Consider the following 14,802-nt stretch of genomic DNA (forward strand, 5'->3'; position numbering starts at 1 on the left):
ACAGTCGGCGTATTCTTGCGCTTGCGCGGAAACCAAGCTTTCGCTAGGGAGTTGGCGCTGTCCGAAGTGACATCAATGAAAGGGGATTAAGATGCGGAAGCTTGCCGTCACTCTGGCACTTGCGTCGACCGCGCTCAGCACTCCCGCCCTGGCCCGCGACGACGCGTGGTATGTGGGTGTCGAAGGCGGCGCGATGCTCGTCGAGGATATCGATTACGACATCGGCGCTTCGCCGCGCGCTGCGACCGTCGATCACGACAATGGTTTCGATGTCGATGGTATCATCGGCTACGATTTCGGTGCGTTCCGCGCAGAAGCGGAAGTCGGCTATCGTCGTGCGACCGTGTCGAGCTATCGTTCGGCTCTGACCACGCCTGTTTACCTGCCCGGCGGTGCGCTGGGGAGCGCAGGGTCCGGCGTCTATGACTATGCGGGCGGCTCGACCTCGGCGCTCAGCTTCATGGTCAATGGTCTGCTCGACTTCGGTGAAGACGCGCTCGGCGGCTTCGTCGGCGGCGGTGTGGGCGTTGCCCGCGTCAGCCAGGAAGTCGGCCTCACCACCGACGGCCCGTTCATCGATGACTCCGACACGGTGTTCGCATGGCAGGCAATCGCCGGCCTGCGCGCGGCGATCAGCGAGAACGTCGACGTCACGCTTAAGTATCGCTTCTTCAATGCGGACGACGTCCGGCTGGTCGATGTGACCGGTCGCGAGTTCGACGGTCGTTTCCGGTCGCACAGCCTCCTTGGTGGCGTGACGTTCAACTTCGGTGCGCCGGAGCCCGTGATCGTCCCGACGCCGGCGCCGACTCCGATCTACACGCCGACGCCGACGCCGACGCCCACGCCGGCCCCCACCGTCGTCTGCACGCCGGGGCCGTACATCGTGTTCTTCGAGTGGGATCGCTCCGACATCACGCCGGAAGCCGGAACCATCCTGAACAACGCGATCAACAACTATCGCGACTGCGGCAATGCTCAGGTGATGCTGGCAGGCCACGCCGACCGTTCGGGCCCGGCGAGCTACAACGTTGGTCTGTCGCAGCGTCGTGCGAACTCGGTGCGCGACTATATGACGAGCCGCGGCATCCCTGCCGGCGCGATCTCGACGGAAGCCTTCGGCGAGAGCCGTCCGCGCGTCGCGACTGCCGACGGTGTGCGCGAGCTGCAGAACCGCCGCGTGGAAATCACCTACGGTCCGGGTTCGGGCATGTAAGCCACGCGGGTTCTTCGGAACTCGAAAGAATGGGGAGGCCGGGAAACTGGCCTCCCTTTTTCTTTGCGCAAGCGTACCCTGGGCCGGCAGGTCCGCATGCTCGCGCGCTCGCATGCCGCCAAGAACAGCGGCGCGACGCACGGCCTGATGCGGCTCGCGCCCCGGCCTTACCGTGCCGCTGTCGCCAGTGCGGCCTCAAGCCACGCAGGCCGAAGCGCGTCGCCCAAATCCTCGACCCGGCGGTGCTCGACCATGAGCCCCAGCTCCGGATATGTCGCGCGGGTCCGCGGGCCCGGCTCCGCAAGGGGGGCGACGACGAGGCGACGGCTCACCTTTGCGCGATAGTGCATCCGGGCAGTATTCTCCTGACCCACGAAGCACCCCTTGGTGTAGCTGGCTCCGTTCAGCTCCTCGGCGTTACACTCGAGCCAAAGCGTCTTGTCCTGCCCGAGCTCGGCTGCGCCCTCGGCGACTCCCCGCTGGAGGCGGTGCTCGATCCAGCCGTTCGCAACCGCGCCACTGTCAGCTCCCAGCCAGCGCCGGCCGAGCTCCGGAAGGCGCGGGTCGGCCAGTCCGTGCTCGCCGCTGGCCGCCCAATGCACACCGCCGTCAACCGGCTCGATCGAAATTGCGCGGCGCAGCCGGTAGAGCGAAAGCCGTTTTGCGAGCGCCTCCCGCTGAGCCGCTTCGCAATCGATCAGGATCGAGTCGCCCTCATCCCAGAGGATGAAGTCGAAAAGCGCCTTGCCCTGGGGCGTCAGCAGCCCCGACCAGCGCGGGCTCAGGGGTCCAACGGTGCGGACATCCTGTGTCACGAGCCCCTGGAGGAAGCCGCGCACGTCCTCGCCGGACAGCCGCAGCAAGGCGCGGTCGGCCAGCAATGTCCCCGGGGTGGTATCGATCATAACGAACAGGTAGGAGGTCGCAGGGCAGCACGAAAGGCTTTGCGATGGCGCCAGTCGACCTCAAGCTCGCGAACGGGCGCGTATATCTGCCCGGCGGACCGGCCGATGTGGATGTGGGCGTGCGCGACGGCCGCATCGTCGCTGTGGGCAGCGTCGGCGACGCCGGCGAGACGATCGACTGCACCGGCCTCGATATTCTCCCCGGCGTGATCGACACGCAGGTTCATTTTCGCGAACCCGGGCTCGAATATAAGGAAGACCTGGAGAGCGGCAGCCGTGCCGCGGTGCTGGGCGGCGTGACTGCGGTGTTCGAGATGCCGAACACCAAGCCGAACACCGACAGCGCCGATGCCGTCGCGGACAAGCTGCGCCGGGCCGAAGGCCGGATGTGGTGCGATCACGCGTTTTACGTGGGCGCCACTTCCGCCAATGCCGAAGCGCTTGCAGAGCTCGAGCGCCTGCCCGGTACGGCCGGGGTCAAGATCTTCATGGGCTCGTCGACCGGCGACCTGCTGGTATCCGAGGATTCGGAACTGGCGCGGGTGCTGCGTTCCGGCCATCGACGGGTCGCGGTGCATTGCGAGGATGAGGACCGGATGAACGCACGCGCCGGTGAGCGCGTGACCGGCGATCCCGCTTCGCACCCGGTGTGGCGGGACGATGAAAGCGCGATCCTGGCGACTCGCCGAATCCTGCGTCTGGCGCGCGAGGCGCGGCGGCGCGTGCACGTGCTCCACGTCACGACACCGGCCGAGCTCGAGCTGCTGGGGCAGAACAAGGACATTGCCACCTGCGAAGTGACGCCGCAGCATCTGACGCTTGCGGGCGAGGACGCCTATCCGCGGTTCGGCAGCCTTGCGCAGATGAATCCGCCGATCCGATCCGCCGCGCATCGCGACGGGCTGTGGCGCTGGATGGCGCAGGGTGTGCCCGACGTGATCGGTTCGGACCATGCGCCCCACAGCCGGGAGGAAAAGGCGCAGCAATATCCCCGGAGCCCGAGCGGCATGCCCGGCGTGCAGACATTGCTGCCGCTGATGCTGAACCATGTCGCCGAGGGCCGCCTGACGCTGCAGCGGCTGATCGACCTGACCAGCGCCGGCCCGCAGCGCGTATTCGGGCTGGTGGGCAAGGGGCGCATCGTGCCCGGCTATGATGCCGACTTCACCGTCGTCGATCTGAAGGCGCGCTGGACGATCGAGGAAGCGTGGCTCGCGTCGAAGTGCGGCTGGTCGCCGTTCACCGGAATGGAGCTCACCGGCAAGCCGATCGGAACGATTATCCGCGGCAATCGCGTGATGTGGGACGGCGCGCTTGCCGACGCCGCGATCGGCGAGCCGGTGAAATTCGAAAGCGTCGCGTTCGGCTAGGCCTTCCCTAGTCGCACGAACGTGACATCGGCGTCGCCCGTTCGCCGCACGTCCTGGAACAGCCGTTCGATCCTGTCCAGCATTTCTGATACGCCGCGAGGCGCTGCGCCATCACCCGAAACCTCGATCGCCAGCGGCGGCCACACAGCGAGGATTTGTCCGCCAGCCAGGCTGTCGAAGAGCGCATCGAGAGTTCGACCGTGCCACTCCGGCGCGCCCAGCGCGGCCAATAGAGCATCCATCACGTCATCGCGATCCTGCCAGCCGATCGCATCGAGCGAGATTTGATGCATCGCGGTTCAGAACGGCAGCCAGCGCTGTTCCTCTGAGAACTTCATATAGCCGACATTCGCGCCGAGCCGCCAACCCACGCCCAGTCGGACGGGGATCAGCACCGTGTCGCCGCTGCGCAGATACGCCGCCGAGAAGCCGCCGACGAAATAGGCGCGGCCTTCGCCCGCCGGGAAACGCTTGTAGAGCTCCTGGCTGTCGTAAAGATTGTAGACCAGCACGAAGACCTTATTGGCGTCGCCGCCGACGTCGAAGCCGACCGAGGGCCCGGTCCAATAGACCGGGCGCTGGCCCTCGACCCGGTGAAAGAGCGTGCCCGAGCCATAGCGCAGCCCGACGATGAAGGCGCCGCCCGCTTCGCGCCCCGCGATATAGGCGTTGGGCTCGCCCTGCTCGCGCAGAATGTTCTCGATGATGCCCGCGAGACCCTCGGCTCCACGTCCGAACACACCTTCGGCGGCGCCGATAAGATCGTCGCGGGCATAGGTGTCGCGCGTCTCGATTCGATTGGCGTCGAGCGTCGGTTGCCCATTTTGCGGAGTCGCGGGCGGAGCCGCATAGGGATCGACCGCAGGATCCACGGAGGCCGGCGGTTCGGCCGGCACCTGCTGATATTGATCCTGTTGGTAATAGGGTTCGGGAGTCGCGCTCGGCGTCGGCGTGCTCTGCGGCTGCGGATCGTTTAGATCGGCGTCGATCGCGGAATTCGGATCGATCGTTTGCACCTGAGCCGCCGCCGGAACCGTTCCCAGACCCAGCACGGCAGCCGCCGCCCATAGCATCACCGACTTCAAACGCATCGCTTCACCCCAAACCCGATCGCGGCGAGCCTAGGCGGCGGCTACTGACGCTGCAATGAACAGGCGGCAGCCCGAGTCGAAATCGCGCCCGATCGTCTGCGCCAAAGCGCAGTTGATCGGACGGGAGAGCGCAGCTATAGGCCGCGGTTCAGGCGCTGTCCGGAGACGTGGGTGAGTGGCTGAAACCAGCGGTTTGCTAAACCGCCGTATGGGTAAATCCCGTACCGAGGGTTCGAATCCCTCCGTCTCCGCCAAAATCCCGAAAATCAGCGAACTGCCACGACCGCCTGCGGTCTGTGAAACCCGCATAAATCAGCCAAAAACTCGTCGAATCTGAGCCGCCGCCGTTCGTTGCCGAACGCCTCAGACCGCTGATAACTTTATGACTAATTTTATGACTGGACAATGTTCGGGTCTGCTCTCAAACTTCTCATCGGAGGCAAGAGAGATGCATGTTCGCGGTCGACTCAATGTGCGCCAGCTACCCAGCCTGACCGAGCCCGGCATTTATGCCGATGGTGGCGGTCTCTATCTGCGGGTCCGGAAGTCACAGAGACAGCGGGAGAATTCTGCACCGCCAACCCGGTCATGGCTTTACATCTGCATGGTGAATGGCCGGCGTCGCGAGGTGGGCCTGGGCTCAATCTTGGACGTGAGCCTCGCCCAAGCTCGCGATCTTGCATCCGATACGCGGGCAGCCTTTCGGCAAGGACGCGACCCGGTCGAGGAACGCAGGGAAGCGAAGCACGAGGTCGCTGATCGGATTACGTTCGGCGAGTTCGCCGACGCTCTCATTGACGATATCGAGAGCGGGTTCAGGAACGAGAAGCATCGCAAGCAATGGCGTTCGACGCTCAAGGCGCATGCGTCATCCCTGACGGACAGGGTCATTAGAGAAATCGATACAGACGACATTCTGGAAGTCCTGAAACCGATCTGGCTTAAACTCCCCGAGACCGCTTCTCGCGTTCGCGGCCGAATCGAGCGCATTCTGGACGCGGCCAAGGCCAAAGGCCACCGCGACGGCGAGAACCCTGCACGGTGGCGGGGGCATCTCGACCTTCTTCTTCCCAGGCGGCCGAAGGCAACGAAGGGGCATCACGCGGCACTGCCATTTGGCGAGATTGCCGATTTTATGGATGACATAAGGAGACGCGAGGCCCTGGCTGCCCGCGCGCTAGAGTTTACCATCCTGACCGCCGCGCGATCGGGAGAAACGTTTGGCGCGACATGGGAGGAAATCGATCTCGATCTGGCACTCTGGACCGTTCCTGCCGATCGGATGAAAGCCGGAGCCGAGCATCAAGTGCCGCTCAGCCCGGATGTAGTATCGCTCCTTCGCGATCTCCGGCCGAAGACGGCAAAGCCGGGGGATCTTGTTTTTCAGAGCGCCGCCGGCTCAAAGCTCTCCAACATGTCGATGGCGATGCTTCTGCGCAGAATGGATCGCAGCTCGATTACCGTGCACGGTTTTCGCTCGACTTTCCGCGACTGGGCGGGCGAGACGACGAAATTCGCACGCGAGGATGTCGAGATGGCGCTAGCGCACGCGATCGAATCGAAGACCGAGCGGGCCTATCGCCGAGGTCGTGCGCTCGAAAAGCGGCGCAAGCTTATGGGCGCTTGGGCGCGATACTGCCTTAAAAAATGAGGGGTAGGCCCTTCAGCCCGATCTTCGCTTCAGGCTGTTTTCCAAGCGCAGGCGCAGAATGAGCGCATCGATGCTCGACTGGATGACGAGTGTTCGGCGCCCGATACGAACGGCTTCGAGCTCGCCTTCTGCAATCAGTTCGTAGAGCTTCGTCTTGCCGATATCGAGCATATACATGGCGCGGTCGACCCGCACGCAGATGGGGCGGGCCTCCGAGGCGGGGCTAGGCATTTTCGATTGCCCGCCGTCCGCGCGACCAATCGCTTTGTCGCTCACGATATTCGTCCGCTCTGCCGAGCCTTTGCGAAGCCGCGGTCGCTGTCGAGGAAAGCGCGAAGCATGTGCGGTATGAGATCGGCGACGGACTCGGATTGTCCATATTGCTCGCGATAGACGTCCGAATATTCCGATAGCGCTTGGCTCAGGTCGGGAGGCATGCTGATCGTTAGTTTAACCGGCGTGCGCTCGGGGAGCTTGGCGAGTTTGAGTGGCATACGGACTGTTCCTATTCTTGCCAGGGCTCGAGGACGAGATCGCGGTGGACGACCAAGCGCACCGAAGCGCCTGGTCGGATCGTGATCGTCGGCTGTACGGTTAGATTACGCGAGACGAGTTGGTCGCCCGCGCGCGATGCATTCTGCTGCGTCGATTCCCGGATCGCCTGCACCAAGTCGCTTTCACCGGAAAAAGTGAGGTTCGATCCGACCCCAAGGAGCGTCGATATCGCGGCGCCCTTGAGCAGTGACCAAGTGTGAAAATCGACTTGATCGGCAAGACCCGCATAGCCCGATGGATCGGTCGCGGGGACATTGTCGATCCGAAGTGAGGAACCATCGGGCAAAATCAGCCGCTGCCACACGACGAGCGCACGCCGCTGACCGAACGCGACGACGCTATCGTAGCTGCCCACCAGTCGCGCGCCTTGCGGAACGAGCAGGACCTTTCCCGTGGCGCTATCGTACACCCGTTCAGTTACCTGGGCGACGACGAGGCCCGGAAGGTCCGACCGCAGCCCAGTGATCAGGCTCGCCGCAATTACACTGCCCGCGCTCAGCATATAAGGCGAGGCGGCTGGCCGCAGACGATATGGGTTTACAGCCGTGGGACCCGGCGACGAGATAAAATCCAGCTTGCGCTGCTGGCCGTTTGGATCGCGCACGGGATCAAGTTGGACGCGATCCTCGACCACCGCCGACGCGACGCTTGGTTCGGGAGCCGGTGGAACGGCTGCATTCGCCTTTGTATCGTTTGATCTTACGAGAAGAGGTGATTCCCTCGCGGCGCGCTGCTCTGCGGCAAGCCGTTCTTTCCGTTCAGCCGCGGCCTGATCGATCATCGGCTCGCCGCTAACCGGCATCGCATTGCGTTGCCGCTCGCGAAGGATTGGCCGGCCGAGATCACCCGGAAGCGGCGGCCCCAGCTTTGGCACGTCTTCATAACTAGCGGGGAGCGGCGAAAGCGCATCGTCAGGCGCCGTCGCCGGAGGTGCTGGATCGCTGCCGGTTTCATCGGCCATTCGCAGATCAACCGGCTGAAGCGCCGTCCATGCCACGCCAACCACCCCGAGTGAGGTAAGGGCAGCAAGTCCGATCACTGCACCACGCTTGAACCGCACCGCTGGCGCTGGTTGTGCTCGAAGTGACAAAGTCTCGGGATCAAGCTTGCGTGGCTGCTCGGTCGCAGCCGCGGGGGTCGGTGTCTCCGTCACGACCCCCTCCGCCCGTCTGTAGTCCTTTCGCGGCTCCCGACGCGACGGATACGAACGATCTGCTGCGTTTCCGTGCCCAAACGGAGCTCCGCTACGTCGAACAGGCGATCGACAACGTAGTAGCGACCGCGGAGCCGGTAATTGACGAGTTCGGCTTCACCCTTGGCATTCACCAGAAAGAGCGGCGGCACTTGACCGACTTGGATCGACGCGTGGAATTCGATGAACGTTTGGCGACCGTCATCGAATGCGCGCAGCGGACGCCACGTCGGATCGTCGCCGCTGATGTCGTAATCGAAGCGGAGATGCTCGATCTGAACGCCCGAGGCGACCGGCGCGGCAGCCTGAATCGCGGTCCGGGAGCGTTCGAACGCAAGCAGAGCGTCGCGAGGGTAGGACCACGCCACGGCGGACATCGCGCCTTTCGCGGCGCTGGTCACGGTCAGGTGATACACGCGGCGATCGGTCGTGATCACCAGATTGGTAGAGAGTCCGGCGGCGGCGGGCTTTATGAGAACATGCGCGCGCTGCGTATCGCCCGAGCCGCTCGTGGTATCGCCAATTACCCAGCGCGCGGTGTCGCCGCTGGCGACTGCGCCAAGCGTTTCTCCCGGCTGGAGTGCAATATCCGTGACACGGCCGGGAGAGGTGTGGACGGCATAGATCGCTCCTTCGGCGAACGAGTATGTCCGCGTCGCACTGATGGGCGCGACGATGGTCGCGGATTGAGCACCGGACTCGCCGACATCGGCATATGCCTCATCGGGAAGCACGGTGCCGGCCAGCAGCAGGAAGGCCGCTGCTTGCGGCAACCTCGGAAGCTTGCGGAGTCTCATTGGAAATTCTCCTGTGATGATGGACTGGCGGGAGAGCGCTCCGGGTCGGCTGGCGCTTGGGCGTCAATCGACGGATCTGCGGGACGCGCGACGGGCTCGGTAAGCAATGGTGACGCTGGCTCCGGCGGTTCGAGCTCGCGGCTCCAGTCGATCGCATCGATATAGATGCCGAGCGGATTGCGTCGGAGCGCGTCCGCCGATCGGGGGGCGCGTGTCGTCACGCCCAGAATGGCCGTCCACCGCGTCGTTTCGGCCTTTGCACCGCGTTCGAAGGCGGTCTCGATCCATTTGACCTGAAAGGACTGATCCGACGCGCGAACGACGCTCGTTACCTGGACGCTGACGGTGCGCTCGCCGATCTGATCGAAGGGCGCCGCGGAACGGGCATAGTCGCCAAGGAACTGTGCGCCCCGCTGAGTGACGAAATCATAGGCGCTGAGCCAGTCGCGCCGCATCAGCACCGGGTCGAGCGAGACGGTGCGCACATTGCGGATGAACTCGGCCAGATGCCAGGCGATCTGAGGATCGGTCGGCGTGTAATCCGCTTCCGCCGGGCTGACCGCCCGAGCCTGACCGAGCCGATCGACCTCGACGACATAGGGTGTGACGCGGCTCTGAAGCGACTGCCAGATCAGCGCGGTTGAGATGGCGCTCGACAGGAGCAGGCCGCCGAACGCCATATAGCGCCAGTTGCGCGCCTGCACGCGCGCCGAGCCGATGCGCTCGTCCCAGAGTTGGCCAGCCCGCTGAAACGGCGTTTCGGGAAGCGGCGTGCGCCCATAGCGCTGAATGCTTCGCTTGAAGATCATGGATCAGTCGTCCTTTTCCTTGATGTCGGGGATGGCGGAGCCGCCGCCGCGTTCGCCTTCGCGCAGCGTGTGCATCGCGACCTGACGGTGATGACGCATGTCTTGCTGGCGCTTCAGCGAGCGCGCCCATTGGGGCTGTTGATCGCCGAGCCCGGATGATGCAGCGCCAGTCGCGCCGCCGTTGAGGGCTGTCCATGCGGCGTCCCGTCCAGAGGAAGCAGCTTCGGAAATTCCAAGCGCCGCGCCGGCTTTCTGCCTGAGTGCGCTACTTCCGGCTCGCGCGACGCCGGACATGCCCGCGCCGAAACTGGTAGAGCCTGACGTTTCCTGCCCGAGCTTGTATGCAGTGGACGCGGCCGAGCCCATGGCGGTGCCGGAGCGAATTGCGCCGAGTGCCGCTCCGCCCGCCATACGGGCGGCTCCGGCCGCTGCGCCACCGGCAAGCGCGGTGACGCCGACGGCTCCCACGGCGGTGCCGAGCGCGGCGCCGGCGCCAAGTTGCGGCGCGCCCGCGACGAGGCCGGAGGCAATACCCGGTCCGAAGATGCCGAGCCCGAATAGCGTGAGCGCGGCGAGCATGAGGCTCATCGCCTGGCCGATATCGGGCTCCTGTCCCTGAAGCGCGCTTGTGAAATCGGCGAAAAAGCCCGAACCGATGCCGACGATGACGGCGAGCACCATCACCTTGATGCCCGAGCTCACCACGCTGCCAAGCACGCGCTCGGCAAGAAAGCTGGTGCGATTCCACAGCGCGAACGGCACGAGGATGAAGCCGGCCAAAGTGGTCAGCTTGAACTCGATGATGGTGACGAAGAGCTGCACCGCGAGGATGAAGATGGCGAGAATCACGATCGCCCAGGCAAACAGCAGCACCGCGATCGCGAGAAAATTGTCGAAAAAGGTGGTGAAGCCCATCAGCTCGGAGACCTGCTCGAGCAGCGGCCATGCCGCCTCGAAGCCGGTGCCGGCGAGGCGGCCGGGCTTGAGCAGATCGTCGGGCGAGATCGTTCCGCCACCTGCCGTTACGCCGGCGGCGGCGAACGAACGGAAGATGATATCGGCGAGATTGGAGAAGTTGCTCAGGATGAAGGCGAAGGCGCCGACATAGAGGATCTTCTTGATGAAGCGGCCGATCACGTCCTGCTCGCCGCCCATCGCCCAGAACAATCCGGCAAGCGTGATGTCGATGACGATCAGCGTCGTCGTCAGGAAAGCAACGTCGGGTCCAAGCAGACCGAACCCGCTGTCGATGTAGCGGATGAAGGTCTGCATGAACTGATCGATGACGTTGAGGTCGTTCATCGGGATTCCATTCTGTTGAGCGGCGGTGCCGCGGGACGCACGAGGGGAGCGGCGCGCGTCCCGCGACGGCGACGGCGGCCGGGGAAAGCCGCCTTCGCCCGCGCCGGTTCGGCCTAGCGGGGCGTGTAGGCCGAACCGGATCCGAGAAAGCGCGCGGTGGCGGCGCGCGCGTCGGCTTCCGACTGAAGGCGGCGGGCGCGTTCGATCGTGTCGGCGCGATATTGCGCCGCCATCATGTTCTGGAGCTGGAACTGCTGTTTTGCGGTGAGCGCCAGCAACTGGTTCGTCGCCTGCGCAACCTGCAGCGCGCCTTCGGCACCCTGGCTGCGCGAGACGATGGCCGAAAGCACTTCCGCATCAGCACGCAGATTGCCGACGACCTGCGCCTGAACCCCGAGCGTGTGCCGAAGTGCCGAGCGGGCGGTATCGAGGCGGGTTTGCGCCGCGGCCATGCTGGCCTTGGCGCCGCCCTGAGAAGGGTCATCAGGAAACAGCCGCTCAAATTGCAGCTCCAGTTGTGCGGTATCGAACTCGATGCCTTCGGCGCGCGCCATCAGTCGATCGATGTCCCGCAGCGCTCGCTGGAGCTCGGTAAGCTCGACGAAGTCGATGCGGCTGAGATTCTTCGCCATGTTGGTCAGCATCGCCGCTTCGTTCTGAAGTGATCGGATCTGGTTGTTGATCTGCTGAAGCGCGCGCGCGGCGGAAAGCACGTTCTGGGTGTAGTTGGTCGGATCGAACACTGCGATCTGCGCGGATGCCGGGGAGACCGGCGCCACGGCAACAACCGAGATGATCGCCGCGGCGGACAGCAGCATCGCAAGCTCAGGCCTGCCGAAGGAAGGCCGGCCCATTGCACGAGCATATATTCTCATTTCAACATCTCCTTAGGTTCGGGTTGGGCATCGGGATCGGGAAAACTCGCTAGGAGATCTGCGGCCCATGCGAGATCGCGGGCCGCGAGAAAGCGGGACGCGAATTCGGAAGCGTCATGCTCGGTGAGCAACGTGTCGATGAGGCGCTGGCTGGCCGGATCGGACGCGCCGCACAGCGCAAGCGTGACCGGGCCGATACCCAGTTCGAACAGGCGATTTCCGCGCGCGGATTGAAGGTAGTAGTGCCGCTTGGGCGTGGCGCGGGCGACGAGTTCGATCTGGCGCTCGTTGAGACCGAACCGCTCATAGGCGGAGCGCGATTGCGGTTCGATGGCTCGGTCGTTGGGAAGCAGGATGCGTTGCGGGCAGCTCTCAATGATCGCCGGCGCGATGCTGCTGTCGGCGATGTCGGCGAGACTCTGGGTTGCGAACAGCACCGCAACGTTCTTTTTGCGCAAGGTCTTCAACCATTCGCGGATGCGGGCGGCGAACAGTGGATGGTCGAGGAACACCCAGGCTTCGTCGAGGATCAGCAGCGTCGGGCGTCCATCGAATCGCTCTTCGAGACGGTGAAACAGATAGGTGAGGACCGGCGCGACCACGCCTGCCTGTCCCATCAAAGCCTCGGTCTCGAAGCACTGGATATCGCCGAGCGAGAGGTTCGTTTCCGCTGCATCGAGCAGCCGTCCGAACGGTCCCTCCAAGGTATAGGGGGTAAGCGCGCTGCGCAGCGCCGATGACTGAAGCAGCAGCGACAGCCCGGTCAGGGTGCGTTCCTCGATAGGCGCCGAGGCGAGGCTCGCCAATGCCGTCCAGATATGTTCCTTGATGTCAGGGGTGACTGCCACGCCTTCATGGGTAACCAGCGCGGCGACCCATTCGGCCGCCCACGCGCGTTCATCGGCGACATCGATGCTGCGCAGCGGCTGGAACGACAGCTCGCCGGCGCTTTCCGCTCCCAGACCGAGCGCATGATGAGCGCCGCCCATCGCCAGCACCGCCGCGCGCGCCGACCATCCTTTGTCGAAGATATAGAGCTGCGCGCCCGCGTAGCGGCGAAACTGCAGCGCGATCAGCGCCAGCAGCACCGATTTGCCGGCGCCGGTCGGACCGACAACGAGCATATGGCCGACATCGCCGACATGGGTGGAGAGCCGGAAAGGCGTTGATCCCGTGGTCTGCGCGTAAAGGAGCGGCGGACCGTCGAGGTGCGGGTTTTCCGAGGGGCCGGCCCAGACGGCCGATAGCGGCATCAAATGCGCGAGATTGAGCGTATGGACGAGCGGCTGACGGACGTTGGCGTAAACATTGCCGGGAAGCGACGACAACCATGCCTCGACCGCGTTGACGGATTCGCGGACGCAGGTGAAGCCAAGCCCGTTGACGATGCGCTCGACGGCCCGAACCTTTTCATCCGCGCGTGCTGCGTTCTCGTCGTCGACGGTGATAGTGGTGGTGAGATAGCCGAACGCGACATGGTCACCGCCAAGCGCCTGAAGCGCCAGATCGGCATCGACGACCTTGTTGTCGGCGTCGCTGTCGAGCAATTGCGCGGGCTGGTTGTAGAGCACCTCGCGCAGGAGCGCCGCGACCGATTTGCGCTTGTTGAACCACTGCCGGCGAAGCTTGGTGAGCGCTTTCGTCGCGTCGGTCTTGTCGAGCGCAATGAAGCGCGTCACCCAGCGATAAACGAAGTCGGCGCCGTTGAGCGCATCGAGAATTCCGGGACGGCTGAGATTGGGGAAGCCGAGGATGGTCAGCGTCCGCAAGTGCCGATTGCCGAGCCGCGGCGCGAGCCCTCCGGTGAGCGGCGTATCGGCGAGCAGGCCGTCCAGGTACATCGGAGTATCGGGGACCGTGACGGCGTGCCGCCGTTCGGAGATGGCGGCGTGCAGATAGGTGAGCGTCTCGGTCGAGTTCAGTGCGCGCAACTTGGGCATGACGCCGCCCAGCAGATCGAGCACGCGATCGGTCTCGGCGATGAACCCCGCGAGTGCGGATCGCCAATCGCGCCCCTTCTCCGTGTCGGGCCGGTCAACCAGCGTGCGTGCGGCGGAATCGCTGCTGTCGGCTGGCGGAAGCCACACCAGCGTCAAGCGAAAGCAGCTCTCGAAATGCGCGCCTGCCGCCTCGAAGTCGGCCCGCCGCTCCTGATCGACGAGCCACGAAGCCGAGTCCGGAAAATCGCTATCGGGATAACCGAGCGCCTCGCGCCGCTCGGCATCGAAGAAGAGCGCCCAGCCCGTCCCCATCCGTTTCAGGACATTGTTGACCCGCGCGCAGGCGCCGACCAGTTCCGCCTCGGTTGCGCTTTCAAGATCAGGCCCGCGGAATTCGAGCGTGCGCTGAAAGCTGCCGTCCTTGTTGAGGACGACGCCCGGCGCGACCAAGGCCGCCCAAGGCAGGTGGTCGGCGAGCCGGTCGGCGCGCTGACGGTATTCGTGTAAGGCTAGCACGAAAAATACCCCTTCTGTCGCAGGTGACGCATCAGCACCGGGGCAAAATCCGGGTCGCGGCGGGCGGCGAACACTGCGACGCTGTGGCCGAGAGCCCAGACAATCAGGCCGGCGAGCCATTGCTGAAGCCCGAGCCCGATCGCGGCGGCGATCGTGCCGTTGACGATCGCGAGTCCGCGCGGCGCACCGCCGAGCAGGATCGGCTGCCCGAGGCTGCCGTGGATCGGCGCTTCGAAGCCCTCGATGTGACTCATGCGACCAGCGCTCCGCCGCCGAAGCTGAAGAAGCTGAGGAAGAAGGACGATGCGGCAAAGGCGATCGACAGGCCGAACACGATCTGGATCAGCCGGCGAAAGCCGCCCGAGCTTTCGCCAAACGCCAGGGTCAATCCCGTCGTGATGATGATGATTACGGCAACGATCTTGGCGACAGGCCCCTGCACGGATTCGAGAACCTGCTGGAGAGGCTCTTCCCAGGGCATTCCCGAGCCGCTGGCCGAGGCATCGGTCGCGATTGCCAAGGCAAGCATGGCGGCAACGATGATGGCCGGTGCGAGAGGATAACGGCGACTGCGAACAATCAT

At 64.5% G+C, this 14,802-nt stretch carries 16 protein-coding genes and 1 tRNA gene; 4 read left to right on the top strand and 13 right to left on the bottom strand.

Features of this window, described 5'->3' with window-relative positions; genetic code table 11:
• Positions 1 to 91: 91 nt before the first annotated feature.
• Positions 92 to 1,216: an OmpA family protein gene (locus H7V21_RS11250; RefSeq protein WP_188053845.1), complete on the top strand. Its 1,125-nt coding sequence runs from the start codon at positions 92 to 94 to the stop codon at positions 1,214 to 1,216.
• Positions 1,217 to 1,383: 167 nt separating this feature from the next.
• Here H7V21_RS11250 and H7V21_RS11255 read toward each other — a convergent pair whose 3' ends face one another.
• Positions 1,384 to 2,121, bottom strand: coding sequence for a YgfZ/GcvT domain-containing protein (locus H7V21_RS11255; protein WP_188053846.1), 738 nt, complete (start codon positions 2,119 to 2,121; stop codon positions 1,384 to 1,386).
• A gap of 44 nt (positions 2,122 to 2,165) precedes the next feature.
• Here H7V21_RS11255 and H7V21_RS11260 point away from each other — a divergent pair, with 44 nt between their 5' ends.
• Positions 2,166 to 3,491 (top strand): dihydroorotase, encoded by a 1,326-nt coding sequence (locus tag H7V21_RS11260; RefSeq protein ID WP_188053847.1) that lies wholly within the window; start codon positions 2,166 to 2,168, stop codon positions 3,489 to 3,491.
• Here the strand turns inward: H7V21_RS11260 and H7V21_RS11265 are convergent.
• Positions 3,488 to 3,784 carry a barstar family protein gene (locus tag H7V21_RS11265; protein ID WP_188053848.1) on the bottom strand — a complete coding sequence of 99 codons (297 nt, stop codon included), beginning with the start codon at positions 3,782 to 3,784 and terminating at the stop codon, positions 3,488 to 3,490. The two genes, H7V21_RS11260 and H7V21_RS11265, sit on opposite strands and share 4 nt — an antisense overlap.
• Before the next feature lie 6 nt (positions 3,785 to 3,790).
• On the bottom strand, positions 3,791 to 4,582 hold the full coding sequence (locus H7V21_RS11270) for a DUF1134 domain-containing protein (RefSeq protein ID WP_188053849.1): 792 nt from the start codon (positions 4,580 to 4,582) through the stop codon (positions 3,791 to 3,793).
• Positions 4,583 to 4,743: 161 nt separating this feature from the next.
• Here H7V21_RS11270 and H7V21_RS11275 point away from each other — a divergent pair.
• Positions 4,744 to 4,836, top strand: a tRNA-Ser gene (locus H7V21_RS11275).
• Positions 4,837 to 5,030: 194 nt separating this feature from the next.
• The gene (locus tag H7V21_RS11280) at positions 5,031 to 6,233 is read left to right on the top strand and encodes a tyrosine-type recombinase/integrase (protein ID WP_188053850.1); all 1,203 of its coding nucleotides are present in this window, start codon (positions 5,031 to 5,033) and stop codon (positions 6,231 to 6,233) included.
• Positions 6,234 to 6,245: 12 nt separating this feature from the next.
• On the opposite strand, the gene H7V21_RS15985 is transcribed toward H7V21_RS11280, so the two are convergent.
• The 10 genes from H7V21_RS15985 to H7V21_RS11330 form a co-directional block, all read right to left on the bottom strand.
• Entirely contained in the window at positions 6,246 to 6,509 is a 264-nt protein-coding gene (locus tag H7V21_RS15985) for a helix-turn-helix domain-containing protein (protein ID WP_316714966.1), read from the bottom strand.
• Positions 6,506 to 6,727 carry a DUF2274 domain-containing protein gene (locus H7V21_RS11290; protein ID WP_188053851.1) on the bottom strand — a complete coding sequence of 74 codons (222 nt, stop codon included), beginning with the start codon at positions 6,725 to 6,727 and terminating at the stop codon, positions 6,506 to 6,508. Before H7V21_RS11290 ends, H7V21_RS15985 begins: the two co-directional genes overlap by 4 nt.
• 11 nt (positions 6,728 to 6,738) lie before the next feature.
• Positions 6,739 to 7,749: a TrbI/VirB10 family protein gene (locus H7V21_RS11295; protein WP_316714968.1), complete on the bottom strand. Its 1,011-nt coding sequence runs from the start codon at positions 7,747 to 7,749 to the stop codon at positions 6,739 to 6,741.
• 188 nt (positions 7,750 to 7,937) lie between these two features.
• Positions 7,938 to 8,777 carry a P-type conjugative transfer protein TrbG gene (trbG, locus tag H7V21_RS11300; RefSeq protein WP_188053853.1) on the bottom strand — a complete coding sequence of 280 codons (840 nt, stop codon included), beginning with the start codon at positions 8,775 to 8,777 and terminating at the stop codon, positions 7,938 to 7,940.
• Entirely contained in the window at positions 8,774 to 9,586 is an 813-nt protein-coding gene (trbF, locus tag H7V21_RS11305; RefSeq protein ID WP_188053854.1) for a conjugal transfer protein TrbF, read from the bottom strand. The genes trbG and trbF overlap by 4 nt, the downstream gene beginning before the upstream one ends.
• 3 nt (positions 9,587 to 9,589) lie before the next feature.
• Positions 9,590 to 10,888 (bottom strand): P-type conjugative transfer protein TrbL, encoded by a 1,299-nt coding sequence (gene trbL, locus H7V21_RS11310; RefSeq protein WP_188053855.1) that lies wholly within the window; start codon positions 10,886 to 10,888, stop codon positions 9,590 to 9,592.
• Between the two features lie 113 nt (positions 10,889 to 11,001).
• Positions 11,002 to 11,742: a P-type conjugative transfer protein TrbJ gene (trbJ, locus tag H7V21_RS11315; RefSeq protein ID WP_188053856.1), complete on the bottom strand. Its 741-nt coding sequence runs from the start codon at positions 11,740 to 11,742 to the stop codon at positions 11,002 to 11,004.
• A gap of 17 nt (positions 11,743 to 11,759) precedes the next feature.
• Positions 11,760 to 14,219, bottom strand: coding sequence for a conjugal transfer protein TrbE (trbE, locus tag H7V21_RS11320; protein ID WP_188053857.1), 2,460 nt, complete (start codon positions 14,217 to 14,219; stop codon positions 11,760 to 11,762).
• Positions 14,213 to 14,473, bottom strand: coding sequence for a VirB3 family type IV secretion system protein (locus H7V21_RS11325; protein ID WP_188053858.1), 261 nt, complete (start codon positions 14,471 to 14,473; stop codon positions 14,213 to 14,215). The genes trbE and H7V21_RS11325 overlap by 7 nt, the downstream gene beginning before the upstream one ends.
• Positions 14,470 to 14,802 carry a TrbC/VirB2 family protein gene (locus H7V21_RS11330; protein ID WP_188053859.1) on the bottom strand — a complete coding sequence of 111 codons (333 nt, stop codon included), beginning with the start codon at positions 14,800 to 14,802 and terminating at the stop codon, positions 14,470 to 14,472. Before H7V21_RS11330 ends, H7V21_RS11325 begins: the two co-directional genes overlap by 4 nt.

It is taken from the genome of Sphingosinithalassobacter sp. CS137 (assembly GCF_014334115.1).
Classification (GTDB): Bacteria; Pseudomonadota; Alphaproteobacteria; order Sphingomonadales; family Sphingomonadaceae; genus Sphingomonas.